At 65.3% G+C, this 24970-nt stretch carries 24 protein-coding genes; 16 read left to right on the top strand and 8 right to left on the bottom strand.

Features of this window, described 5'->3' with window-relative positions; all coding sequences use genetic code 11:
• Positions 1-9 precede the first annotated feature (9 nt).
• From trbF to N7573_RS08105, 4 genes are read left to right on the top strand one after another with little or no spacing between them, the layout of a single operon-like run.
• Positions 10-714: a conjugal transfer protein TrbF gene (trbF, locus tag N7573_RS08120; protein WP_001211312.1), complete on the top strand. Its 705-nt coding sequence runs from the start codon at positions 10-12 to the stop codon at positions 712-714.
• Positions 711-1703 carry a P-type conjugative transfer protein TrbG gene (gene trbG, locus N7573_RS08115; protein ID WP_279912372.1) on the top strand — a complete coding sequence of 331 codons (993 nt, stop codon included), beginning with the start codon at positions 711-713 and terminating at the stop codon, positions 1701-1703. Before trbF ends, trbG begins: the two co-directional genes overlap by 4 nt.
• Positions 1704-1705: 2 nt before the next feature.
• Positions 1706-2986 carry a TrbI/VirB10 family protein gene (locus tag N7573_RS08110; RefSeq protein ID WP_003092274.1) on the top strand — a complete coding sequence of 427 codons (1281 nt, stop codon included), beginning with the start codon at positions 1706-1708 and terminating at the stop codon, positions 2984-2986.
• Positions 2983-3228 (top strand): DUF2274 domain-containing protein, encoded by a 246-nt coding sequence (locus tag N7573_RS08105; RefSeq protein ID WP_000108283.1) that lies wholly within the window; start codon positions 2983-2985, stop codon positions 3226-3228. Before N7573_RS08110 ends, N7573_RS08105 begins: the two co-directional genes overlap by 4 nt.
• A 699-nt stretch (positions 3229-3927) precedes the next feature.
• On the opposite strand, the gene N7573_RS08100 is transcribed toward N7573_RS08105, so the two are convergent.
• Positions 3928-4746, bottom strand: a complete 819-nt coding sequence (locus N7573_RS08100) for a hypothetical protein (protein ID WP_279913847.1) — start codon at positions 4744-4746, stop codon at positions 3928-3930.
• A 459-nt stretch (positions 4747-5205) separates the two neighbouring features.
• Here N7573_RS08100 and N7573_RS08095 point away from each other — a divergent pair, with 459 nt between their 5' ends.
• From N7573_RS08095 to N7573_RS08050, 10 genes are all read left to right on the top strand, one after another.
• The gene (locus N7573_RS08095) at positions 5206-5571 is read left to right on the top strand and encodes a hypothetical protein (RefSeq protein WP_006394654.1); all 366 of its coding nucleotides are present in this window, start codon (positions 5206-5208) and stop codon (positions 5569-5571) included.
• A gap of 31 nt (positions 5572-5602) precedes the next feature.
• Positions 5603-6403 carry a F0F1 ATP synthase subunit A gene (gene atpB, locus N7573_RS08090; RefSeq protein ID WP_010481316.1) on the top strand — a complete coding sequence of 267 codons (801 nt, stop codon included), beginning with the start codon at positions 5603-5605 and terminating at the stop codon, positions 6401-6403.
• A 73-nt stretch (positions 6404-6476) separates the two neighbouring features.
• Positions 6477-6782 (top strand): F0F1 ATP synthase subunit C, encoded by a 306-nt coding sequence (gene atpE / locus N7573_RS08085; protein ID WP_005411133.1) that lies wholly within the window; start codon positions 6477-6479, stop codon positions 6780-6782.
• 106 nt (positions 6783-6888) lie between these two features.
• Entirely contained in the window at positions 6889-7359 is a 471-nt protein-coding gene (locus N7573_RS08080) for a F0F1 ATP synthase subunit B (RefSeq protein ID WP_005419512.1), read from the top strand.
• Positions 7360-7361: 2 nt separating this feature from the next.
• Positions 7362-7889 carry a F0F1 ATP synthase subunit delta gene (locus N7573_RS08075; protein WP_005411131.1) on the top strand — a complete coding sequence of 176 codons (528 nt, stop codon included), beginning with the start codon at positions 7362-7364 and terminating at the stop codon, positions 7887-7889.
• A 44-nt stretch (positions 7890-7933) separates the two neighbouring features.
• Entirely contained in the window at positions 7934-9481 is a 1548-nt protein-coding gene (atpA, locus tag N7573_RS08070) for a F0F1 ATP synthase subunit alpha (protein WP_005411130.1), read from the top strand.
• A 97-nt stretch (positions 9482-9578) separates the two neighbouring features.
• Entirely contained in the window at positions 9579-10442 is an 864-nt protein-coding gene (atpG, locus tag N7573_RS08065) for a F0F1 ATP synthase subunit gamma (protein ID WP_005411129.1), read from the top strand.
• A 37-nt stretch (positions 10443-10479) separates the two neighbouring features.
• A complete protein-coding gene (gene atpD / locus N7573_RS08060) occupies positions 10480-11886 on the top strand; it encodes a F0F1 ATP synthase subunit beta (RefSeq protein WP_005411128.1) in 1407 nt (468 codons plus the stop codon).
• Positions 11887-11999: 113 nt separating this feature from the next.
• Positions 12000-12422 carry a F0F1 ATP synthase subunit epsilon gene (locus tag N7573_RS08055; protein WP_005419509.1) on the top strand — a complete coding sequence of 141 codons (423 nt, stop codon included), beginning with the start codon at positions 12000-12002 and terminating at the stop codon, positions 12420-12422.
• A 177-nt stretch (positions 12423-12599) separates the two neighbouring features.
• Entirely contained in the window at positions 12600-14741 is a 2142-nt protein-coding gene (locus tag N7573_RS08050) for a hypothetical protein (protein ID WP_279912673.1), read from the top strand.
• 5 nt (positions 14742-14746) lie between these two features.
• Here the strand turns inward: N7573_RS08050 and N7573_RS08045 are convergent, their stop codons facing one another.
• The gene (locus tag N7573_RS08045; RefSeq protein ID WP_279912674.1) at positions 14747-15130 is read right to left on the bottom strand and encodes a GtrA family protein; all 384 of its coding nucleotides are present in this window, start codon (positions 15128-15130) and stop codon (positions 14747-14749) included.
• 83 nt (positions 15131-15213) lie between these two features.
• Between N7573_RS08045 and glmU the strand changes: the two genes are divergently transcribed.
• Entirely contained in the window at positions 15214-16581 is a 1368-nt protein-coding gene (glmU, locus tag N7573_RS08040; RefSeq protein ID WP_279912675.1) for a bifunctional UDP-N-acetylglucosamine diphosphorylase/glucosamine-1-phosphate N-acetyltransferase GlmU, read from the top strand.
• On the top strand, positions 16550-17098 hold the full coding sequence (locus N7573_RS08035) for a GNAT family N-acetyltransferase (RefSeq protein WP_279912676.1): 549 nt from the start codon (positions 16550-16552) through the stop codon (positions 17096-17098). The genes glmU and N7573_RS08035 overlap by 32 nt, the downstream gene beginning before the upstream one ends.
• Before the next feature lie 380 nt (positions 17099-17478).
• Here N7573_RS08035 and N7573_RS08030 read toward each other — a convergent pair whose 3' ends face one another.
• The 6 genes from N7573_RS08030 to N7573_RS08005 all read right to left on the bottom strand — a co-directional run bounded on the left by N7573_RS08030 (position 17479) and on the right by N7573_RS08005 (position 24943).
• On the bottom strand, positions 17479-18831 hold the full coding sequence (locus tag N7573_RS08030; RefSeq protein WP_049399192.1) for an ATP-binding protein: 1353 nt from the start codon (positions 18829-18831) through the stop codon (positions 17479-17481).
• Entirely contained in the window at positions 18828-20174 is a 1347-nt protein-coding gene (locus N7573_RS08025) for a sigma-54 dependent transcriptional regulator (RefSeq protein WP_071228885.1), read from the bottom strand. The genes N7573_RS08030 and N7573_RS08025 overlap by 4 nt, the downstream gene beginning before the upstream one ends.
• A 176-nt stretch (positions 20175-20350) precedes the next feature.
• Entirely contained in the window at positions 20351-21568 is a 1218-nt protein-coding gene (locus tag N7573_RS08020) for an FtsX-like permease family protein (RefSeq protein WP_279912677.1), read from the bottom strand.
• A gap of 20 nt (positions 21569-21588) precedes the next feature.
• Positions 21589-22887, bottom strand: coding sequence for an ABC transporter permease (locus N7573_RS08015; protein WP_071228877.1), 1299 nt, complete (start codon positions 22885-22887; stop codon positions 21589-21591).
• 10 nt (positions 22888-22897) lie between these two features.
• Positions 22898-23623 (bottom strand): ABC transporter ATP-binding protein, encoded by a 726-nt coding sequence (locus tag N7573_RS08010; protein ID WP_032129038.1) that lies wholly within the window; start codon positions 23621-23623, stop codon positions 22898-22900.
• Between the two features lie 42 nt (positions 23624-23665).
• Positions 23666-24943 (bottom strand): efflux RND transporter periplasmic adaptor subunit, encoded by a 1278-nt coding sequence (locus tag N7573_RS08005; protein WP_049399200.1) that lies wholly within the window; start codon positions 24941-24943, stop codon positions 23666-23668.
• Between the last annotated feature and the right edge of the window lie 27 nt (positions 24944-24970).

The raw sequence follows: 24970 nt of genomic DNA, 5'->3' as shown, positions 1-24970 counted from the left end.
AGAACACCCATGCGATTCAAACGACCGCAGGTGCGCTACGCCGATACGCCGCAGCCTGCCACCCCGTATCAAGCCGCCGCCCAGGTGTGGGACGACCGTATCGGCTCCGCCCGCGTGCAGGCGAAGAATTGGCGCCTGATGGCCTTCGGCTGCCTAGTGCTCGCGCTGTTGATGGCCGGCGGCCTGGTGTGGCGCTCGGCGCAGTCCATCGTGACGCCCTATGTCATCGAGGTCGATCAAGCCGGGCAGGTGCGCGCCGTGGGAGAGGCCGCCACGCCGTACCGGCCCGGCGACGCGCAGATCGCGCACCACCTGGCGCGCTTCGTGACGCTGGTTCGCTCGCTGTCCATCGACCCCATCGTGGTGCGGCAGAACTGGCTCGATGCCTACGACTACACCACCGACAAGGGCGCGGCGGTGCTCAACGACTACGCCCGCACCAATGACCCATTCGCCCGCATCGGCAAGGAATCGGTAACGGTGCAAATCACCAGCGTGGTTCGCGCGAGCGACACGTCTTTCAACGTGCGCTGGACAGAGCAGCGCTATGTCAACGGTGCGCCCGCCGGCACCGAACGCTGGAACGCCGTGCTTTCGACCGTCCTGCAAACCCCGCGTACTGAACAGCGCCTGCTCAAGAACCCATTGGGTATCTACGTCAACGGCCTGTCATGGAGCCGCGAACTGGATTCTTCCGAAGGAGCCAAACCATGAAACTTCGTTTCCGCCTTTACGTTGTTCCTTTGACGCTGCTGGCCCTCGCGGGCTGCGCCTCGCAGGGGAAGCCGCCGCCATCCATCTCGCTCGACGAGACGGTGCTGGCCCAGCCGTTGCCCGAACCGCCCAAGCCCGTCGAAGTCGTCGCCGTCCCTGAACCGCTGGCGCTGCCGGCGCAGTTGAAGCCCCTGCCGGAACTCGATGAGGCCCCCGTTGCGCCGGAGCCGGCCGACGAAAAGGTGCGCGTTTCCCGTGCCAATGCAGAAGCGCGTATCGCGCCTACCCGTGAGGGCTACGTCAACGCGATTCAGGTGTGGCCGTTCACCGATGGCGCGCTTTATCAGGTCTATGCGTCGCCGGGGCGCGTGACGGTGGTTTCGCTTCAACCGGGCGAGGAACTGGTAACGGTCGCCGCCGGCGATACCGTGCGCTGGATCGTGGGCGACACGTCCAGCGGCGGCGGGGCCGATCTGCGCGTCAATGTGCTGGTCAAGCCTATCCGCTCCGGTCTGAAAACCAATCTCGTCATCACCACCAGTCGGCGCACCTACCTGCTGGAGCTGACCTCGACCGAGAGGGCATGGATGGCGTCGGTGTCCTGGGACTATCCGCAAGACCGAATGCTCGCGTTGCAGCGCCAGGCGCAGGCAGCGCAGGCAACAACGCCTGTCGATACGGGCCTGTCGCTGGACAAGATCCGCTTCCGCTACGCGGTATCGGGCAGCAACCCGCCGTGGAAGCCTCTGCGCGCCTTCGATGATGGAGAGAAGGTCTATATCCAGTTCCCGCCGGGCATCGCCCAGGGCGAGCTGCCGCCGCTGTTTGTCATCGGCGCGCAGGGCGACGGGCAACTGGTGAACTACCGTTTTCGCTCGCCGTACTACGTCGTGGATCGCCTGTTCGGCGCGGCCGAACTGCGGCTGGGCGGCGATGGCGGCGACGTGGTGCGGATCGAGCGCACCGATGGTGTTGCACGGAGGAACTGACCATGAGCCAGGATGACACTCCCGACCTTGCCGCGCCGCAGGCGGACAAGGTGGCGCCGGAGGCAGTGGCGCTGCGCGCCCAGCCGCGTCCAGTCACACGCCTGAACCGGCGCTCGCTGGCCATCCTTGCCGGCGTCCTAGCGGTCGCCGTGCTCGGCGCGCTGATGTGGTCGCTGCAACCTCATCGACGCAGCACAGGCGAGCAGACCGAGCTTTACAACGTCGATCGCGTGTCAAAGTCGGAAGGACTGGATGCGCTGCCGACGGACTATTCCAAGCTGCCGCCGGCGTTGCTGCCTGCCGTTCCCGAACTAGGGCCACCGCTGCCGGGCGATCTTGGCCCGGCTATCGTGAAGTCGCAGCAACCGGCGACGGCTGCCTACGCGGCCCCCGGTCACGACCCGAACGATGCCCTGCGAAAAGAAGCCGAGGCGGCCGCGGCCTCGTCCGTGTTCTTCCGCTCGGGTGGGCAGAATGCGGCGCCGGTAGCGCAGACACAGGTGGCCGCTGCGCCGGGCTTCGCCGCCAATGCGGCGTTTGACCCGCTGGCGGCCGGGCCGGCCTCCACGGCGGCCCAACCTGCTGACCCGACAGCGGTGCAAAACCGGCAAGACCAGAAAGAGGCTTTCATGAAAGCTGGCCCCACTGAAACCCGTAATTCCGGCAATCTGACTCTGCCAATTTCGCCGTATCAGGTTATGGCCGGAACAGTGGTCGCAGGTGCCTTGGTGACGGGCATCAAGTCGGACTTGCCCGGCGACGTGATCGCCACGGTGACGGAGCCGGTCTATGACACAGCCACCGGGCGCTTCCTGCTGATTCCGCAGGGTTCGCGCATCCTGGGCAAATACAACAGCCAGGTCAGCTACGGGCAGAGCCGCGTTCAAGTCGTCTGGAACCGGATCATCCTGCCGGACACGTCTTCGCTCACGCTCGACAACCTGGCCGGCACCGACCCAGCCGGCTATGCCGGGCTGGAGGACGATGTGGACTACCACTGGGGCCGCATCTTTGCCGGTGCGGCACTCACCACGCTGCTGGGCGTCGGTGCCGAGCTGGCCGCGCCGGAGAACCGGCAGGATGGTGATCGCGTCATCATCGCTGGGCGCGACAGCGCGCAGGACAGCATCAATCAGGTCGGCCAGGAGATGACCCGGCGCAACCTCAACATCCAGCCGACCTTAACGCAACGGCCGGGCCTGCCGGTTCGCATCATCGTCAACCGGGATCTGGTGCTGCGGCCGTACCAGCCGCTGTTCTTCAACCGGGGGACTTCACGATGAGCACGACCAAGAAGCTGCGGCTCGGCCCGCTGCCGAAGACCGAGAGCACCAAGCTGACTTTCGTTTGCCCGACCAGCTTGAAAGTCGACCTCGACCGCTACGCCGCGCTACACGCGCAGGCGTATGGCGAGGCCGTTGATGCGGCGACGCTGATCCCGCATATGCTGGAAGCGTTCATGGCGGGGGATCGAGGATTCAGGAAGGGCACGGCGACCCGCAGCACACCACCGAAGCCGCCATGATTGCACCGCATGCTATTCAACGGCATCCATCGAACGCGCAGCCCAGGCTGCGCGTTCTTCATTCTGGATGCCGCCGAGCCTGTTGGGCTATGATGATGCGACAGGCCCGCCGTTCCTCGGCAATCCAGCACTACACAGTGCGATGCGGCTTTCTCTCCCAACGCTCCTATGTCGCTCCTAGCCGACAACGCCGCTCTTCTTCTAAGCGGCCCCGAAAGGAGCTAACCTACTGTCCCATATACGGTTTCAAGTCCTTCTTGATTTGCGCGAAAGAATTGACACCGGCACTTTTTTGTTTCTCCGCTCCGGATTTTTGCGAGCGGTGGGGCCGCTGCGCGGGTGGCAGGCGTTTGGACAAATGTCCCCCGTCGTCCGCCTGCGGCGGTCGCCTCCTCCTTTACTTTGTCCAAACGCCTGCCACCCGCGCAGCGGCTCGGCTTGCGGGGACAGTCGAGAGCCACCGCCTAGGCCGCCTGGACGCCTGACACGCGGAGGGAGAGGGGGCTGGGTGCGAAGTAAAGGAGGAGGCGTCGGCCGCAGGCCAGCGCCGGGGGACATTCGCACCCAGCCCCCTCTCCCTCAAGCGCTCGACCCAGCTGCTCTTGCTCCTGCACGCAGGGAAAAAAGTACAAAAAAGCGCGGCCCCGATGTTCCGGAGGCCGCGCCAGGAGAGCAGTGTGCCGTGGAAGGGGCGGGGGATCAGAACACGAAGCTGACGCCGGCCACCGGGCCCTTGAATTCCTGCTTCAGGCCGATGGTGCCGTCGCTGCCCTTCTTGTCCGCGTCGAGCTTGAACCAGTCGTAGCCAGCGAACACACCGAAGTTCTTCGTGAAGCGGTAATCGACGATGGCGTTGGCGCGGCTCAGGTCGCCCTTGTAGTCATCGAAGCTGCCCCAGCGCGTGTTGAGGTACTGGCCCTGCAGCGTGATCATCCACTTTTCCGACGGGGTGAAGCTCAGGCGCGCACCGACCACCGGCGCCACGCCGTCGGTCTTCTCATTGAGGAACTGGCCTTCGTAGACGTTGCCCAGATCGGCGTAGGCCTTGGTGCTGACCTTGGCGTACTCGGCACCCAGCTGCAGGCCGAGGTCGAAGGTATCGGTGTCCACCACCGAGTAGTCATAGACCAGGCTGGCGACCTGGTACTTCAGTTCGCCCTTGACGAAGCTGCCGGATGGCACGTTGACGTCACCGAAGGAGATGTCCTGGCCGAGGGTCTCGCGGCGGTCCTTGTCGTACTTGAAGTAGTTGAACAGCAGGCGCTGGCGGTTGCTGATGCGGAACATGCCATCGATGCGCGGCTCCCATTCCTTGCCACCCAGCTTGAAGTCCTCGGAGAAGCCGATGTCCTGGCCGGCGACGTTGGTCTTGCCGCGAAGGGTGTTGTCCGAGTCGATGTTCATCGCACCCAGGCGCAGGGCGAAGCGGTCGTCGCCTTCAGCGGCGTGGGCGGCAGTGGCGAACGAAGCGCCGGCGGCGAGCAGGGAGAGGGCGAGCAGGGTGGGTACGGGGCGCATCGAAGAGTCCTTGCAGTGGTTCATCAGAATGAAGACCACTGTGCCGGACAGGCCCGTCCACCATCCGTGAACGTATGGTCCACGAAGTGTGCACGGTTCAGCGCTGTCGCGACGATGCAAAAAGATGGCCCCGGAGCCGGGCTTCGGGGCCATCGTGGGACCTGCGGGGCGGAGCGTCGACGAGGTTGCTGCAGGCAGGTCGAAAGATCGGACCGGCGCATTCGGCGAAAGTTCCGCGGCCTGCGACCAAAGTTCAATACTGCGCTGCAACATCATACGGACGTCATTGTCCCCTGGGTGGCACGCAAAAATGTAACCGTTACCGCAACTTGCGGCCTCCCGGGATGAACAGGGAGCGGTTGTCTCGCAAATTGTCCCATTGCTATAATTTGGCGGCTCGATGAGGCCCCCCTGCTGTAGTCGCCTCAGCCCTCCACTTGCAACCACGCGGGACGTCCTGTGCTGAACTCCGTTGATGCGGGTCGGCGACTGATGCTGCGCGCCGCGGTCTACCCGCTGGCCGCAGTGGCTGTCCTGGCTCTGGCCTTCCTGCTGGTAGGTCCGAAATATGCCCTCGGCGCGCTGGCGTCCGGTGTGGCCATTTCGGCCGGTGGCTGGGTGGCGGCACGGATGGCACTGGGCGGTGGGGCACTGGCCGCAGGTTCGGCGATGGCTCGCCTGATCATTGCGATCGTGGCCAAGTGGGTGGTGGTTTTCGGCGTCCTGCTGGTGGGGTTCCTGGTCTTCAAGCTGCCTGCATTGGCGCTGTTGGCCGGTATCGCCGTCGGCTTGATGTTCCAGGTCCTGGCGATGGCCAGGCGTTGACAGAATTCAATTAACTGAAGGTTCCGGACACATGGCGGGCGAGGCTCTAACCCCTACCAGCTACATCCAGCATCACCTGCACAACCTGACCGCGCCGGTCGGCAAGGGTGAGGGTATGTTCTGGCATATCCACGTCGATACCTTCCTCACCGCGGTCCTGATGGGCCTGGTGATCGTTGTCGCGTTCTGGCTGGGCACCCGCAAGGCCACCGCCGGCGTGCCGGGCAAGTGGCAGGCCTTCGTCGAGATCTGCCTGGAGTTCGTCGACCGCCAGGCCAAGGACACCTACCACGGCAAGAGCAAGCTGGTCACGCCGATCGCCATCACGATCTTCTTCTGGATCCTGTTGATGAATCTGCTGAAGATGATCCCGGCCGATTTCATCGCCAAGCCGCTGGAATGGGTGGGCGTGCACTACTGGAAGCCGGTCCCGACCGCTGACGTCAATGCCACCCTGGGCATGGCCATCAGCGTGTTCTTCCTGATGCTGTTCTTCGCGCTCAAGTCCAAGGGCCTGGGCGGCTTCATCAAGGAATTCCTGACGGCGCCGTTCGGCAAGTGGATGATGCCGTTCAACCTGATCCTCAACATCGTCGAGTGGCTGAGCAAGCCGATCTCGCTGGCGATGCGACTGTTCGGCAACATGTTCGGCGGCGAAATCGTGTTCCTGCTGATCTGGGTGCTGGGTGGTGCCGGTTTCTTCGGTGCCATTGCCGGTGGTGTGTTCGGCCTCGGCTGGATGCTGTTCCACCTGCTGGTGATCCCGCTGCAGGCCTTCATCTTCATGATGCTGTCGATCGTGTACCTGAGCCTGTCGGAAGACGCTCACTGAGTTTCAAGCTTCAACGCGTTTCAACCTTCATCCGTTTCATCACCCTTAGCAACTTAAGTTCCTGGAGATAACCATGTACTTCGCCGTCCTGACCAACTTCGCGCAGATTCAGAGCTCCACCGCCCTTGCCGTCGGCATCATGATCGGCCTGGCCGCGCTGGGCGCCGGTCTGGGTCTGGCCATCATGGCTGGTAAGTTCCTGGAGTCGGCCGCCCGCCAGCCGGAACTGATCCCGGTCCTGCAGGTCCGCATGTTCATCACCGCCGGCCTGATCGACGCCGCGTTCATCATCTCGGTCGCCGTTGGCCTGCTGCTGGCCTTCGCCAACCCGCTGTCGGCTGCCTTCGCTGGCGCCGTCACCAAGGCTCTGGCCGGCTGATACAGCGGTTTGAGACGACCGGGTGCTGATGCACCCGGTTTCGGATGAAGGCCGGATGTGCCGCTACGGCGGCGCGTCCACCCCGAAACCAGCGATCGAGCTAACCATGAATATCAATTTCACCCTTCTTGCGCAGGCGCTGGCCTTCGCTGGTCTGATCTGGATCATCGCGACCAAGATCTGGCCGCCGCTGATGAACGCGATCGAAGAGCGCCAGCAGAAGATTGCTGAAGGCCTCGCTGCTGCCGACCGCAGCCAGAAAGATCTGGCCCAGGCGCAGGAGAAGGTCAACGAAGCGCTGAAGGAAGCACGTACCAAGGCCAACGAGATCATCGATCAGGCCCACGCACGTGCCAACCAGATCGTTGATGCTGCCCGTAACGAAGCGATCACCGAAGCCACCCGTCAGAAGGAACTGGCCCAGGCTGAAATCGACGCCGCCGCCAACCGTGCCCGTGAAGATCTGCGCAAGCAGGTGTCCGCGCTGGCCGTGACCGGTGCCGAAAAGCTGCTCAAGCGCGAAATCGACGCCAACGCCCACAAGGCGCTGCTCGACGAGCTGGCCTCGGAGATCTAAGGATGAGCCAGGCCCTCACGCTTGCCCGCCCGTACGCCCGCGCCGCGTTCGCGACCGCGCGCGACGAAGGCGCGTTCGCGCCGTGGTCGGACGCCCTGGCGTTCTCCGCCCACGTCGCCGCCGACCCGCGCGTGGCGGCCCTGCTCGCCAACCCGGAGCTGGGTCGTGACGACGCCGTCGCCCTGCTGGCGCCGGTGTCCCACGGCGAGACCTACTCGCGCTTCCTGGCCATCCTGGCCGAATCGCATCGTCTGCCGCTGCTGCCGGAGATTTCCGGCATGTTCGACGCCCTGCGCGCCGAAGCCGAGCACGTGGTCAAGGCCACCGTCACCTCGGCCGCCGAACTGTCGGCCGGTGAGCTGGACGCGATCAAGGTCGCGCTGCGCAAGCGCTTCAACCGCGAGGTCGACGTGACCACCGCGGTCGATGCCTCGCTGATCGGCGGCGCCGTGATCGACGCCGGCGACGTGGTCATCGATGGTTCGCTGAAGGGCAAGCTGGCCCGTCTGCAGACCGCGCTCGCTAACTGAATTCATTTAACGTCCGGCCCCGCTGCCGGCACTAGGACTTGACGATGGCAACCACGCTCAACCCCTCCGAAATCAGCGAACTGATCAAGAACCGCATCGAGAAGGTCAAGCTGGCCGCGGAATCGCGCAACGAAGGCACCGTGACCAGCGTGTCCGACGGCATCGTGCGCATCTTCGGTCTGGCCGACGTGATGCAGGGCGAAATGATCGAACTGCCGAACAACACCTTCGCCCTCGCCCTGAACCTGGAGCGCGACTCGGTCGGCGCCGTGGTGCTGGGTGACTACGAGCACCTGCGCGAAGGCGACGTCGCCAAGACCACCGGCCGCATCCTGGAAGTGCCGGTCGGTCCGGAACTGCTGGGCCGCGTCGTGAACGCGCTGGGCGAGCCGATCGACGGCAAGGGCCCGCTGGGCACCGACCTGACCGCTCCGGTGGAGCGCGTTGCGCCGGGCGTGATCTGGCGCAAGTCGGTCGACCAGCCGGTGCAGACCGGCTACAAGTCGGTCGACTCGATGATCCCGATCGGCCGTGGCCAGCGCGAGCTGATCATCGGTGACCGCCAGACCGGCAAGACCGCGATGGCGATCGATGCGGTGATCAACCAGAAGGGCACCGGCATCAAGTGCGTGTACGTTGCGATCGGCCAGAAGGCTTCGACCATCGCCAACATCGTGCGCAAGCTGGAAGAGAACGGCGCGCTGGCCCACACCATCGTGGTGGCCGCGACTGCTTCCGAATCGGCTGCCATGCAGTACATCAGCGCCTACTCGGGCTGCACCATGGGTGAGTACTTCATGGACCGCGGCGAAGACGCGCTGATCGTGTACGACGATCTGTCCAAGCAGGCCGTCGCCTACCGCCAGATCTCGCTGCTGCTGAAGCGCCCGCCGGGCCGTGAAGCCTACCCGGGTGACGTGTTCTACCTGCACTCCCGTCTGCTCGAGCGCGCTGCCCGCGTGTCCGAGGAATACGTCGAAAAGTTCACCGAAGGCAAGGTCACCGGCAAGACCGGTTCGCTGACCGCGCTGCCGATCATCGAAACCCAGGCCGGCGACGTGTCCGCCTTCGTTCCGACCAACGTGATCTCGATCACCGACGGCCAGATCTTCCTGGAAACCGACCTGTTCAACGCCGGCATCCGCCCGGCCGTGAACGCCGGTATCTCGGTGTCGCGCGTCGGTGGCTCGGCCCAGACCAAGATCATCAAGAAGCTGTCCGGCGGCATCCGTATCTCGCTGGCCCAGTACCGCGAGCTGGCTGCGTTCGCGCAGTTCGCCTCGGACCTGGACGAAGCCACCCGCAAGCAGCTGGAGCGTGGCCAGCGCGTCACCGAGCTGATGAAGCAGAAGCAGTACGCGCCGATGTCGATCGCCAACCAGGCGCTGTCGATCTACGCCGTCAACGAGGGTTACCTCGACGACGTGCCGGTCAACAAGCTGCTGGCGTTCGAAGAAGGCCTGCACGCCCACTTCGCCAACACCCAGGGCGAGCTGGTCAGCAAGGTCAACGCCACCGGCGGTTGGGACAACGACATCGAAGGTGCCTTCAAGAAGGGCATCGCCGAGTTCAAGACCACCGGCAGCTGGTAATCGCGGTCCTGTAGAGCGGAGCCGCTGGCTCCGCTGGACCAGATGACAAACGGTTGAACAACGCGGGGCAGCAGCCCCGCGCCACGGGAAACAAGAGATGGCAAGCGGACGCGAAATCAAAACCAAGATCAAGAGCGTGCAGAACACCCGCAAGGTGACGCGCGCCCTGGAAATGGTCTCGGCCTCCAAGATCCGCAAGGCGCAGGATCGGATGAAGACCTCGCGTCCGTACGCGCAGGCGATGAAGCAGGTGATCGGTCACCTGGCCCAGGCCAGCACCGACTACCAGCATCCGTTCCTGGTCGAGCGTGAGCAGGTCAAGCGGGTCGGCTTCATCGTGATCTCCTCCGATCGCGGCCTGGCCGGCGGCCTGAACAACAACCTGTTCCGCAAGATGCTGGGCGAAGCCAAGGCATGGCAGGACAAGGGTGCGGAAGTGGACTTGGTGACCATCGGCCAGAAGGCTTCGACCTTCTTCCGCCGCGTGAAGGTCAACATGGTCGGCAGCGTGACCCACATCGGCGACGTGCCGAAGCTGGAATCGCTGATCGGTGTGATCAAGGTCATGCTCGACGCCTTCACCGAAGGCAAGATCGACCGCGTGTACCTGGTCTACAACCGCTTCGTGAACACCATGGTGCAGAAGGCCAGCTTCGATCAGCTGCTGCCGCTGCCGCCGGCTGAGAAGCAGGTCGCTCACCACGACTGGGATTACCTGTACGAACCCGATGCCGCGACCGTGCTCGAGCACGTGATGACGCGTTACATCGAGTCGCTGGTGTACCAGGCACTGCTGGAAAACGTCGCCTCCGAGCATGCGGCACGCATGGTTGCGATGAAGGCGGCGAGCGACAACGCCAACAAGCTGATCGGCACCCTGCAGCTCGTCTACAACAAGGCGCGCCAGGCAGCGATCACCCAGGAAATCTCCGAAATCGTCGGCGGCGCGGCAGCAGTCTGACCGCGTTCGTTCAAAGCACACATTAGAGGATGCAGCAATGAGTCAGGGCAAGATCGTTCAGATCATCGGCGCGGTCGTCGACGTCGAATTCCCGCGTGAATCGGTGCCGAAGGTGTACGACGCACTGAAGGTGGAAAACACCGAGATCACCCTCGAAGTCCAGCAGCAGCTGGGCGACGGCGTGGTGCGTACCATCGCCCTCGGTTCCACCGACGGCCTGAAGCGCAACCTGGTTGCCGTCAACACCGGCCGTGGCATCTCGGTGCCGGTCGGCGCTGGCACCCTGGGCCGCATCATGGACGTGCTCGGCCGTCCGATCGACGAAGCCGGCCCGGTGGCCGCCAGCGACAGCTGGGAAATCCACCGTGCGGCCCCGTCGTACGAAGACCAGTCCCCGGCCACCGAACTGCTGGAAACCGGCATCAAGGTCATCGACCTGATGTGCCCGTTCGCCAAGGGCGGCAAGGTCGGCCTGTTCGGCGGCGCCGGCGTCGGCAAGACCGTCAACATGATGGAGCTGATCAACAACATCGCCAAGGCGCACAGCGGTCTGTCCGTGTTCGCCGGCGTGGGTGAGCGTACCCGTGAGGGCAACGACTTCTACCACGAAATGAAGGACTCCAACGTCCTCGACAAGGTGGCGATGGTGTACGGCCAGATGAACGAGCCGCCGGGCAACCGTCTGCGCGTCGCCCTGACCGGCCTGACCATGGCCGAGTACTTCCGCGACGAGAAGGACGAAAACGGCAAGGGTAAGGACGTCCTGCTGTTCGTCGACAACATCTACCGCTACACCCTGGCCGGTACCGAAGTGTCGGCACTGCTGGGCCGCATGCCGTCCGCCGTGGGTTACCAGCCGACCCTGGCCGAGGAAATGGGCGTTCTGCAGGAGCGCATCACCTCGACCAAGAACGGTTCGATCACCTCGATCCAGGCCGTCTACGTTCCCGCGGACGACCTGACCGACCCGTCGCCGGCGACCACCTTCGCCCACCTGGACTCGACCGTCACCCTGTCGCGTTCGATCGCCTCGCTGGGTATCTACCCGGCCGTCGATCCGCTGGACTCCACCAGCCGCCAGATGGACCCGCTGGTCATCGGCCACGAGCACTACGACACCGCCCAGCGCGTCCAGCAGACCCTGCAGAAGTACAAGGAACTGAAGGACATCATCGCGATCCTGGGCATGGACGAACTGTCCGAAGAGGACAAGCAGGCCGTGTCGCGCGCCCGTAAGATCGAGCGCTTCTTCAGCCAGCCGTTCCACGTGGCCGAAGTGTTCACCGGTTCGCCGGGCAAGTACGTGCCGCTGAAGGACACCATCCGTGGCTTCAAGGCCATCGTCGATGGCGAGTACGACCACCTGCCGGAGCAGGCGTTCTACATGGTCGGCGGCATCGAAGAAGCGGTCGAGAAGGCCAAGAAGATGGCCGAGAAGGCCTGATCCGGGACGGGCGGGAGCGATCCTGCCCGACCTGACGCCGGCGCCGGGCAACCGCCCGCGCCGGTGGACTCCCACGGTGGCATTGCGCCGCCGCGAACAGCGAAGAGATTTGCATGAGCACGATCCGTTGCGACATCGTCAGCGCCGAGCAGGAAATCTTCCGTGGCGAAGCGACCCTGGTCGTGGCCACCGGTGAGCTGGGCGAACTGGGCATCGCGCCCAAGCACGCGCCGCTGATCACCCGCCTGAAGCCGGGCAAGGTGGTGGTGACCACGCCGAACGGCGAGCAGCTGGATTTCGCCATTTCCGGCGGCATCCTGGAAGTGCAGCCGCAGGTGGTGACCGTGCTGGCCGACACCGCGATCCGCGCGCAGGACATCGACGAAGCCTCGGTCCGCAAGGCCAAGGAAGAAGCCGAGCGCATCCTGGCCAACCGCGGCGAAGCGATGGAAGTGGCTGAAGCCCAGCAGAAGCTGGCCGAAGCCGTCGTCCAGCTGCAGGCGCTGGAGCGCCTGCGCAAGAACCTCAAGCACTGACACGTGCTCGGGAACCATCGGCAGCGATGCCGGTAGTGATGGAAGATCGCCGGCTCAGTGCCGGCGATTTTCGTTGAGGAGAAGGGAGGCATGCACGGAATGCAGTACGCATCGGCCCCGAGCATCGGCGCCACGGATGCAGCCCGTTCCCGATGGGCTCGGCCTGAAACGCTGTGGGTGGCAAGCTGGCTGCTGCTGTGCCTGCCGTGGCTGATCGGTACCAAGGTCATTCCGTACGACGCCGTGCAGCAGTTCTTCCCGGCGGTCAGTTTCAGTGCCGAGCAGCTTCGGAACCTGCAGGCCCCTTGGTGGAATCCCTACCTGTTCGGTGGCTATCCGCAGATCGCCGATCCGCAGATGATGACGCTGCAACCGACCATGGTCCTGCCGATGCTGCTGGCGCCGGCGTCGTTGCATCTGTTCACCGTGGTGGCGCTGCTGCATGTGCTGGCGGGTGGCTTCGGCGCGCTGCGCCTGGCGCGTTCATTCGGACTTTCTGCACCCGCACAGTGGTTCTTTGCGATGGTGCTGATGTTCGGTGCGGTGGCAGCCTCCCGCCTGCAGCACACGCCGATGATCGTCAGCTACAGCCTGCTTCCCTGGATCTGGTTGGGCCTGTCGACTGTTCGGAACCAGGGCCGCGCGCGTGACGTGCTGCTGGCGGGACTTGCAGGCGGCCTGTGTGCGCTGCAGCTGACCCAGGTGACCTATTTCATCATCCTGGCGTGTGCCGTGTACGCCGCAGGCGCAGTGCTGTCGGCAACAGGCAAGCGCTTCCGCCTCGCATTGCAGCTGTCCGCGGTCGCCCTGATCGCCGCCGCCGTGAGCGCCCCCCAGTGGCTTTCCACGTTGGCCTGGCTGGGTGACACCAATCGTGATGGCATGACCCTGGAGATGGCGCTGGCCGGTGCGATGCACTGGCAGGGACTGGTAACACTGCTTTCGGGAAATGTGTTCTCGCAGGTACGTGGGACGAGCTGGTCCTTCGGCGATATCACCACGGACTACCTCTATTTCGGCGCGGTGCCACTGGCGCTCTGGCTGGCCTGGGGCGGCAGCGTTGTGCACAGGCAGCGACGGGCCACCTGTCTGGCGCTCGGTGTACTGCTGTTGACGACACTCGTCGCGCTGGGTGACGTCACTCCGCTGTTCGCATGGCTCTTCAGCGGATTGCCGGGTCTTGATCTGTTCCGACGGCCCTCTGACGCGCTGTTCCTTGCGGTACCGGCAGCGGCCTGGCTGGGTGCACAGGCGTTGCAGGTTGCGTTGGAAAAGCGCGCACTGCGCCCGCACCGGGTGTCGTTGGTGGTAGTCGTTGTCCTGGTGTGCGTTGCCTCCTGGCTGGCCGCGAGCCACGGGCATCTGGACGCCTTTGCGTGGCTGGCAGCCAGTGCCGGCATCGGCACTGCCGCGGTGCAGCTGCTGCGCCGGCATCCGGCTCCGGTGCGCTGGCTGATCGCACTGGTCGTGTTCGACATGCTGCTGTTCAACGTAGGAACACGCTTCAATACATCGGGCGCCCGTCCGCCGGTAATGACGGCCGAGCGCAATGGCGCCACGCAGCGCGCCTATACGCTGCTCGCCGCCGAACGGCGCACTGGCCTGCCCGAGCGCGCCATCGTCTTCGGCATCGGCGTGCTGACCAATGGCGCGGCTGTGCATGCGATTCCACTGGCCAATGGCTACAACCCGCTGCTGTCCAGTGATTACCAGGACATGGTCGGCATGCCGACGGAGCCCGTGGCTGCTTTCCAGCAGAAGGCGACGACCCCTTGGGCTCCCGACATGGACGCCCCCGTGTACGACCTGCTGGGTGTCCGCTGGCTGCTGTCACCGGAGCCGTTTGCAGGGTCCGATGACCAAGGCAGCGACGTGCAGCTGGCGCTACGCGGAAGTGTGCTGCCGCGCACGCTCAACCCGCAACGGGTGCAGCGGCACAGTGAACGCCTGCCACCGGCCGCTGAGTTCAACCAGACGGACTTCAGCCAGGTGGTCTGGCTGCCCACCGGGCAGCAGACGGACTGCCCTGAACGTGAGGCGGGCCGGCTGAAGGTGCTCTCGCAGGCCTATCAGCCCGGAAGGATCGCCCTTGACGTGGACGCCGAGCATCCGGCGTGGCTGGTGATCAATGAGGTGACCGCCCAGGGCTGGCAGGCCCGGCTGGATGGCGGAGCGTCGTTGCCGCTGATGCGTGCCAACGGGCTCTTCCACGCGGTGTGTGTGCCCGCGGGGCGGCACCGTGTGGAACTTGGGTACAGCCCGCTGCAGCTGTGGCGGGATGGGCTGCCGAAGCGATTCGCCGCGGGTGGAGCAGGCTGAAGGTCTCAGCGGAAGACCACATGGCGCAGCAGCAGGAAGGAGATCATGGCGATCCCACCTTCGATCAGCGGCTTGGCCAGCCAGGCCCAATCCAATCCAAGGTGGCGGCTGGTCAAAGCGACCAGCACCGTGCTGGCGGCGGTAAGTGCGGCCCAGATTCCCAGAAAGCGTGAAAATCGACGCCAGCCAAGGCGCGCATCACCTGCGTTGGCAAAGGTGTAACGGCCGTTGAGCCAGAAGCCCAGCAGCATCCCGGCCAGGCGTCCGGCAATGTTGGCAGGCACCACCGGCAGGCCCAGCGCGGTCGCGGCGACGAACACCAGCCAGTCGAGCAGCAGCTGCACGAGTCCGATGATGAGATAGGTGCTTCCCTGGCGGACGAGGCCCATCAGTGCGGTGAAGGAGGTGGGATGCACATGTTAACGGCCCACGCTCTAGAATCATCGGCAACGAACCACGGACTGCCGTTTCCATGACCCAACCCCTGCACGTCATCATCCTCGCCGCTGGCGCGGGCAAGCGCATGAAGTCGGTGCTGCCGAAGGTGCTGCAGCCGATCGCCGGCCAGCCGATGCTGGCGCATGTGATCGATGCGGCCCGCGAACTGCAGCCCTCGGCGATCCACGTGGTCTATGGCCATGGTGGTGAAGCGGTGCGCCAGCACTTCGCCGACCAGCCCGACCTGCAATGGGCTGAACAGGCGCAGCAGCTGGGCACCGGCCATGCGGTGGCCCAGGCGATGCCGCAGGTGCCCGACGCCGCGCAGGTGCTGGTGCTGTACGGCGACGTGCCGCTGATCCGCGCGCAGACCCTGCGCGACCTGCTGGCGCAGCCGGGTCGCCTGGCGGTGCTGGTCGCCGATGTCGATGACCCAACCGGCTACGGCCGCGTGCTGCGCGATGCCGAAGGCAAGGTGGGCTCCATTGTCGAGCAGAAGGACGCTACCGAAGACCAGCTGCGTGTGCGCACGATCAATACCGGCATCATTGCCGCCGAGTCGACCGCGCTGCGGCGCTGGCTGTCGCAGCTGTCCAACAGCAACGCGCAGGGCGAGTACTACCTGACCGACGTGTTCGCCTTTGCCGCGCACGAGTACACCCCGGCCGAAATGGCACTGGTGGCCGACGCGCAGGAAGCCGAAGGGGCAAACGATCCCTGGCAGCTTTCGCAGCTGGAGCGTGCCTGGCAGCGCCGCGCGGTACGGGCCCTGTGCGCGCAGGGCGCGCGCGTGCGTGACCCGGCACGACTGGATATCCGTGGTACCGTCACCGTGGGCAGCGATGTGCTGATCGATGTCGACGTCGTTCTGGAAGGCCACATCGTGCTCGGCGACGGCGTCACCGTGGGCCCCTTCAACCGGCTGAAGGACGTCAATCTTGGCCCGGGCACCGAAGTGCGCGCGCATTGTGATCTTGAAGGCGTGGTCACCGAAGGCGCAGCACTGGTGGGGCCGTTCGCGCGGCTGCGTCCGGGGACCGTGCTCGCCGACGGCGTGCACGTGGGCAACTTCGTCGAGACCAAGAAGGTCACCCTCGGTGTTGGCAGCAAGGCCAACCATCTGACCTACCTGGGCGATGCGGTGATCGGCAGCAAGGTAAACATCGGTGCCGGCACCATCACCTGCAACTACGACGGCGTGAACAAGTCGACCACCACCATCGGCGACAACGCCTTCATTGGTTCCAACAGTTCGCTGGTAGCGCCGGTGACCATTGGCGACAGTGCGACGATTGCCGCCGGTTCGGTCATCACCCGCGACGTTCCGGATGGCAAGCTGACACTGGCACGTGCACGACAGGAAACCATCGATGGCTGGAAGCGCCCGCTCAAGAAGTCCTGAGCCACGCATCCCGCATGCCGACGAACTCGGCATGCTGCCGGCAATTGAACAACGTGCCGGTGAACTGCTGAAGGGTCACCAGGCCTACCCGGTGTTTGCCGGGCATGGTCTGGACCTGCCGACGCTGCAGGATGGCCTTCAACGTGGCCAGTTGTGGGTGGTGGATGCGGCTGACGGTGGTATCGCGGGTTACCTGCTGGCCGGCGAACTCTGCGGTGAATTCCATGTGCTGCAGATGGACGTGGATCCCGCACACGCGCGGCGTGGCTACGGCCGCGCTTTGCTGCGCCATGCCTTGGCGCAGGCGAGGGTGGGAGGCTACGCGGCCGCGGTGCTGACCACGCTGTCCGATGTGCCGTGGAATGCGGCCTTCTATGCCAGCGAAGGATTCGACGTAGTGCCCGAGGTGCAGTGGAACGATGGCCTGCGCGCGGTGATGGCCGAAGAGGCTGCGCTCGGGTTCCCGATGCACCTGCGGGTGGCGATGCGGCGATCCATCTCTTCGCTGGATGGCTGAAGGTCGGCCACCGGTCATGGGCGTTACTTTTCTTTGTGCGCAAAGAAAAGTAACCAAAAGAAACGCTCCGCCGGTCGCGAGCCGATGCTGCGCATCGGTGCCCTGCGCTTCTCGGTGAATCAGGGGACGGCGCCGAACTCGCTGCGCTCAAACATCGGCGCCTCTGCGCCCCAGATTCCCCTGCGATGCTTGGCTCGCTCAAGGCGGAACCAACATCCAGAGCCGCAGCTGCACCCAGTCGATTCAAACTACGCGTTGATCTCGTTGCGTTTGCTCTTGATGCTCCCGTTCCCCTGGAGCGCAGGATGCCGATGCCGCAGCTTTGGCAGGTGCCGACCTTGGTCGGCATATACACACTACCGGGAACCCCGTTGGCCCGATCAACCCACCGGCAACAGGATCGACACGCACAACCCGCCATCGCCGCGATTCTGCAGTGATACCCGGCCGCCATGCGCTTCCACGATCTCGCGGGTCAAGGCCAAGCCCAGCCCGGTGCCATTGCGCTTGGTCGAATAGAACGGCATCAGCGCATTCTGCAGCACCTGCTCGTTCATACCCTTGCCGCGATCCAGTACGTCCAGGCGCAGCCACTGCGGCAGCCGCGTGAGTTGCACCTGTACGTCATCGTTGGGCGGTTCTGCTTCGGCGCAGGCTTCGTGCGCGTTCTTCAACAGGTTCAGCAGTGCCTGCCCGAACTGGGCGATGTCGATGCGGCTGCTCAGTTCCTCGTCCGGCTCACGTTCCATGCCGAACGGGATCTGCTGGCGCAGGCTGGACAGGAATGGGGCCCAGTGCACGGTCTGCAACTGCGGTTGCGGCAGCTTGGCAAAGCGCGCATAGCCGCGGATGAAGCCTTCCAGGTGGCGTGCACGATCCTCGATGGTGGTGAAGATCTCCGGCAGCCGGTCAAAGCGCTCACGCTGCACCAGTACACCGCCGGAGTGGGCCAGCGAGGCAATCGGTGCCAGCGAGTTGTTGAGCTCGTGGCTGATCACCCGGATCACCTTCTTCCAGGTCTGTACTTCCTGGCGGCGCAGCTCGGCGGTCAGCAGGCGCACCAGCAGCAGGTCGTGCGGACGACCATTGAGCTGGAAGGCGCGGCGCGAGAGGTGGTACACCTGCTCGTCGTCCTCATCGCCGTCCTCGCCCTCGGCATGCACCGCGAACAGGCTGTCGCCACCGCGGGCGATGGCATCGCGCAGCTCCACCGGCACCTGTTCCAGCACGTCCTCCAAGCGCTGGCCTTCCAGCTTCCAGCCGCCATGCAGCAGCTTGCGCGCAGCCAGATTGGAGAACACCACGCGGGCGATGCCATCACCGCCCGAGGCGATCAGCAGCATCGCCACCGGCGTGTTCTGCACCATCGTGTCCAGCAGAAGTTCGCGTTGCACCAGGCCCTGCCGCTGTGCACGCAGCACATCGCCCAGTTCGCGGTGTGCCTGCACCAGGTCGCCGAGCTCGTCATTGCCGGGCCAGTGCACGCCGAAGTTGTATTCGCCGTCGCGATAGCTGCTGGTGGTGCCCGCCAGGGCCCGCATCAGTGACCGCACCGGGGCGGTAGCGCGACGCAGGGTCCACCACATCAGCGACAGCAGGATCAACGCCGACACCGTGGTCACCACCCAGCCATGGTCCATCCAGTAGGCCAGCAGCCACGGCAACGCGGCGGCCAGCGCCAGCACCGGCAGCAGGCGCAGGAACAGGCGGAAAGTGAACGAGCGCCGTTTCATTCTCGCGGGATACCGTGGCGGTCCATGCGCCGGTACAGCGCCTGGCGGCTCAGGCCGAGTTCGGCGGCGGCCTGGGCGATGACGCCATGGTTGCGCGCCAGTACCTCTTCGATGCGCGCGCGGTCGGGGTCATTGCCCGCACTGGGGGCCGGGCGCGGTGCTGCGGCTGCGCGCGGCAGGTTCAGGTCGGCCACTTCAATGCGGTTGCCGGTGGCCAGCAGTTCGGCGCGCTGGATCACGTTGCGCAGTTCGCGCACGTTGCCTGGCCACGGGTGCCGCAGCAGGGCGGCGGTGGCGGCGCTGGACAGGGGTTTGCCAGCGGTCAGGAAGCGCTCGGCCAGCGGCACGATGTCGCCCGGGCGATCGGCCAGCGGCGGCAGCACCAGTTCCACCGTGTTGAGGCGGTAATAGAGGTCTTCGCGGAAGGTGCCGTCGCGGATCATCGCCGGCAGGTCGGCATTGGTCGCGCTGACCACGCGGACCTTGACCTGGCGTTCGCGGTTGGAGCCCAGGCGCTCGAAGCGGCCGGTTTCCAGCACACGCAGCAGCTTCATCTGCCCGCCCAGCGACAGGTTGCCGATCTCATCCAGGAACAGGGTGCCACCATCGGCGGCCTCGAACTTGCCTTCGCGTGCCTTGTTGGCGCCGGTATACGCACCGGCCTCGGCACCGAACAGTTCGGCCTCGATCAGTTCCGAAGGCAGCGCGCCACAGTTGACCGCCACGAATGGACCCTTGGCCACCAGGGAATTGGCCTGGATGATCTGCGCGATCTTCTCCTTGCCGGCACCGTTCGCGCCGGTGATCAGTACCGGCAGTTCCGAGCGTGCGACCTGGCAGGCGAGAGCGATGACGCGCTCGCTGGCGGGGTCGGCGAAGACCGCGCCGCACAGGTCATACTTCTCTTCCAGCGCATTGCGCTGGCGCAGTTCACGGCTGCGGCGCCGGTCCAGTTCGCGGCGCGCCTCGGACAGTTCCAGCAGGTTGTTGACCGTGGTCATCAGCTTGCGGTCGTCCCAGGGCTTGGCCAGGTAGTCGGCCGCACCGGCCTTGACCAGATCCACCGCGCTGCTGAGGTGGGTCCAGGCGGTCAGCAGGATCACCGGCAGATCGGGATGGCGCGCGCGGATCTGCGCGAACAGGGCCTCGCCTTCTTCGCCGGAGGTGGTGTCCTCGCTGAAGTTCATGTCCTGGATCACCAGGTCGACCGGCTGCGACTCCAGCAGGGCCAGCCCTTCGGACGGGCTCTGCGCCTGCAGGGTGTCGATGTCGTGCAGGGAGAACAGCACGTCCAGCGCGGTACCCACGCTGGCGTTGTCGTCGATGATCAGGATCGCAGGCATCAAGCGGTTCTGCAGAAAGGGATGGGCGGCGCCGTTGGAGCCGTTCGTGTCCACGCACCGGGAGAGCCCGGCGCCACCCATCAAGCATAGCCAAACCCGTGGCTGTGCAGGAGCGGCCCTCGGGGAAGGCCGGAGGCCGGGCCATCGACGCGGCCCGGCCTGTCTGGAGCGGAGCCTCAGGTGCCCCGGGTGGCGACCGCCGGCGGGACAGCCGCAGCCCGGCGGGCCGGGCCGAACACGGCGATCTGGCCCAGTGCCCACAGCAGCAGTGCACCCAGCGGCAGGTAGTACAGCGGCATGCGCGGCAGCTCGTACAGGTTCATCAGTGCCAGGTTGATGGCGTAGGCCGCCAGCATGCCCAGCACGATGCCCAGCGTGGCCAGCAGGAAGTTCTCGGTCTGGAAGTAGCGCAGGATCTGCCCGCGGGTCGCGCCCAGCGCACGGCGGATGCCGATCTGCTTGCTGCGCTGCTGCACCCAGAAGCTGGCCAAGCCGATGATGCCCAGCGCGGTGACCACCAGCAGCGAGATGCTGACGGTGATCAGCAGGCCGACCATCGCGCGGTCGTTCTTGAAGAAGTCCTTGCGCTGGTCTTCATAGGTCAGCTTGTCGCGCATCAGCCGGTTGGGGTCGTTGCGTTCCAGCGCGGCGGCACCGGCATCGAGTACTTCCTTGCGGCGTTCCGGCGAAGTGCGCAGCACATACGTGCCACCTTCGTCGAAGGTGCGCCGCATGGGCAGCAGCATCGAGTTGGTCCAGTTGTCATTCCAGCCGTTGGGCGTGCTGAGCGTGTCGACGATGCCGACCACATGCAGCGGCTGCTTGCCCATGTAGTAGGTCTTGCCCAGCGCACTGCCATTGGGTTCCATCTTGGCGGCGGTGGCCTGGGTGAGGATGACCGGGATCGCGTTCTCCTTTGCGCCGCCCTTGCTGGCGTCTTCGAAGTTCTGGTACTCGTCGGGCAGGAAATCGCGGCCTGCGATCAGGTTGATGCCCATCGTGGCCAGCCCGTTCTCGGACAGGGTGTACATCGAGGCGTTGGTGGTCGGCCGTTCCTGGTCGATCACACGCGAAATGCTGCTGCTGGAGGAGCCGTTGCGGAAGGGGACCTGGTTGATGATGGTGACGTTGCTGACGCCGGGAATCGCGCGCAGCGATGCCAGGTCCTCGCGGGTGCGGGCCATGGCGTCGGTCTGCTTGCCGATGCCGCTGACGCGCAGCATGACCAGTTCGCTCTCGGCGATGCCGCTGGGCATGCTGATCTTCTCCACGCGCTGGCTGACCAGGAACAGCGCGTTGCAGACGATGGCGCAGGTCAGTGCGACTTCCAGCACGATCAGGGCAGCGGCGGTCTTGTGCCGGCGCAGCGTGCTGAGGATGGGGCGGATGTCCATGGGAGTCCTCGTTCGGGTGCTTACTGCGACTTGAGCTGGATGGCCGGGGTGACCTGCATGGCGCGCCAGGCGGGCAGGAACCCGGCGGCAAGACTGGCGAGCAGGGTCAGGCCCAGCGCGAGCAGCAGCATGTTGCCGTCCAGGTGGGCCAGCTTTGCGTATTCCACCGGTTGCTGGCGCACCGCGAACAGGCCAAGCAGGGCCAGACCGATACCCAGCACGCCACCGACAACGCCGACCGCACCGGCTTCCACCAGGCACTGCAGGAAAATCTGGCCACGGCTGGCACCGAGGGCGCGGCGCACGCCGATCTCACCACTGCGGCGCAGGAACTTGGCCAGCAGCAGGCCCACCGTGTTGATCAGGCAGACACCCAGGAAGCCCAGCGCCAGCCACAGCTGCAGGCGCACATCGCTGGGGACCGCGCCATTGAAGTCCAGCCATTCCATCACGGTGCGCAGGCGCACGTTCGGCGGATGCTTGAAGCGGCCGGCCTCGCGCTGCTGGGTCGAATAGTTCTCCAGGTAGCGGCGGTAGTCGGCGGCCTTGGCCGGGTCCATCTCCACCCAGTACTGCAGCCACGCGCACGGTGCGTTGAGCGAGTAGCTGTTGCCGTCGGGATTCTCGCCGAAGCAGTTCATGTTGCCGTTGTTGCCCAGCTTCAGGTCGAAGGAGGTGGAGATCGGCAGCAGCAGGTCCTCGTTCTTGCCGTAGCTGCCCGTGGTCAGGTCGTAGAAGTGCGGCTCCGGGCTCCATTCCTTCATCACGCCGACAATGCGGTAGCTCTGCCCTTCCATGCGCAGGTCGCGGCCCACGCTGTTGGCGCCCTGGTACAGCTTGTCATTGAGCGCCTTGGAGATGACCACCACGCGTGCACGGCCTTCATCGTCCTCGCGCGTCCAGGGGCGGCCGTACTGCATGGGCACCTCGAACATCGGGAAGAAGTCGGCCGAGGTCCAGCGGGTGTCGATGCTGAAGGGCTTGAGAGTGCTGTTGTCCGGTTCGATGGTACCGCCGCCGCCGCTCATCAGTGCCTGGCGCTCGCCCTTGGCCTCGCGCAGCAGGGCTTCACCGTCGAAGCGGGTCAGCTGGGTTTCCGGTTCCTCGCCAGCGACATAGGCGCCGGTCGCGGCATCAAGCTGCACATAGAACAGGCGGTCACTCTTGCCGGGAATCGGGTCACCGGACAGCACGTGGAACACGGTCAACGTGGTCATCGAGGCGCCGATGCCTAGCGCGATAGCGATCACCATCAACGCGGTCAGTACCTTGTTGCGGCGGAAGCTGCGCACCGCCAATCGGGCGTAGTAGGCGAACATGGTCGGGCCCTCACTCGTTGACTGCGACGATGTGGCGCGGCGGGGTGGCCAGCACCGGCTCGCGCACCAGGTCGGTCACCTGGCCATCGACGATGTGCACGTTGCGCTGCGCGCGCGCGGCCAGTTCCGGATCGTGGGTGACCATCACGATGGTGGTGCCGGCAGCGTTGATCTCCTCCAGCAGTTCCATCACGCCGCGGGCCATCTGTGTGTCCAGGTTGCCGGTCGGTTCGTCGGCCAGCAGCAGGCGCGGGCTGCCGGCAAGCGCACGCGCGATGGCCGCGCGCTGCTGCTGGCCACCCGACAGTTCATTCGGATAATGCTTCATGCGCGAGCCGAGGCCGACCTGGCTCAGCGCCTTCTCGATACGTTCGCGGCGCTCGTTGGCGCTCATCTTCCGATAGCGCAGCGGCACGTCGACGTTGTCGAACAGGTTCAGGTCGGGGATCAGGTTGAAGCCCTGGAAGATGAAACCGATCTTCTGGTTGCGCAGGCGGCTGCGGGCATCATCGCCCAGCGTGCTCACGTCCTGGCCGTCAAGCATGTAGGTGCCGCTGGTGAAGGTTTCCAGCAGGCCGGCGATATTGAGGAAGGTGGTCTTGCCGGAGCCTGACGGGCCGGTGACGGCGACGAACTCACCTTCCTTGACCTGCAGTTCCAGCGAGCGCAGTGCGTGGGTTTCCACCTGTTCGGTGCGGAAGACCTTGGCGACCGAACGCATTTCGAGCATGTACATGGGGTGTCCTCTCTCCAGGATTCAGGTATCAGGTATCAGGTATCAGTTGACGGAGACGCGTTCGGCGTCCTTGAACAGGTCGCTGCCAGAGACCACGATGCGGTCGCCCGGCTGCACACCCGACTTGATTTCCACTTCGCCCAGGCTGCTGACGCCCAGTTCCACCGGACGCCGCACTGCGGTGCGGCCATCCATCACGTAGGCGATGCCGTTGCCCTGTTCGACGAACGGGCCGCGCTCGACCTTCAGCACGTCCTTGCGGGTGTCGAGCAGCACGCGCACCGACATCCGCTGGCTCTGGCGCAGGCCTTCCGGCTGCGCGCTGGCGAAGCGCACGCGGGCGTTGACCTCGCCGTTGACCACTTCCGGCGACACCGCACTGATCTCGCCCGGGAACGGCTTGCCGTTGCCGCCGGTCAGCTGCGCCGGCATGCCGATCGCCAGGTCGCGGGCGAAGCTCTCCGGTACCTTGATCTCAACCTCGAACTTGGACAGGTCGACCACGCCCAGCACGGGCGCATTGGCGGCCAGGTTGGTGGACTGGACGGCCTGCACCTGGCCGACCTGGCCGTCGAACGGCGCGCGCAGGGTCAGCGCGTCCACCTGGCGCTGCACCTCGGCCACCACCGCCTTCTGGCGGTCGGCCAGCAGGCGCTTGTTGCGGGCGTCCAGGTCAGCGCCCTGGCTCTGCAGGCGTGCATCGGTGGTGGCATTGGCCAGCGTGATGTCGGCCTTCTTCAGCGAGTCCTTGGCCTTGGCCAGATCGATCTGCGGTACTGCACCGCCGTCGTAACCGCGCTGGTAGCGCTGCAGGTCGCGGTCGGCGGCCTGGCGCTCGATGGTGGCCTGGTCGGTTTCCTTGCGCGACTTGGCGCGGGCAAGGGTGGCGTCCAGCGCGGCGCGGCTGGCCTCGGCTTCCAGGCCGGCCAGGGTGGCCTGCTCCTGGGCCAGCTTGCTGCGCAGTTCCGGGCTGTCGATGACCGCCAGCTCCTGGTCCTTCTTGACCACGTCACCGGCAACGACTTTCAGGTCCACGGTACCGGCCGAGATGGCGTACAGGATCGGACTGTTGGCGGCAATCACCCGACCGTCGGCGGCGATGTCGCGGACCAGGTCACCCCGCTTCACTTCGGCGATGCGCACGCGGCTGCTGTCGTAGGAGCGGCTGGCGTTGGACCAGGCGTACACGGCCCAGCCGATGCCGGCCAGCAGCGCGATGGCGCCCAGTGCCGGCCAGCGGTAACGCTGCCAGTTGGCGCGGGTGGTGCCGGCCGGGGCGGAGGAAACGATCTGGTCCTGTGCGGAGGTGTCGCGGATCATCGGGTGCGTGCCTGACGGTGGTAGTGG

The sequence above is a fragment of the Stenotrophomonas sp. GD04054 genome (assembly GCF_029836955.1).
GTDB lineage: Bacteria > Pseudomonadota > Gammaproteobacteria > Xanthomonadales > Xanthomonadaceae > Stenotrophomonas > Stenotrophomonas maltophilia_A.
This window is presented reverse-complemented; position numbering and strand designations above follow the sequence as displayed.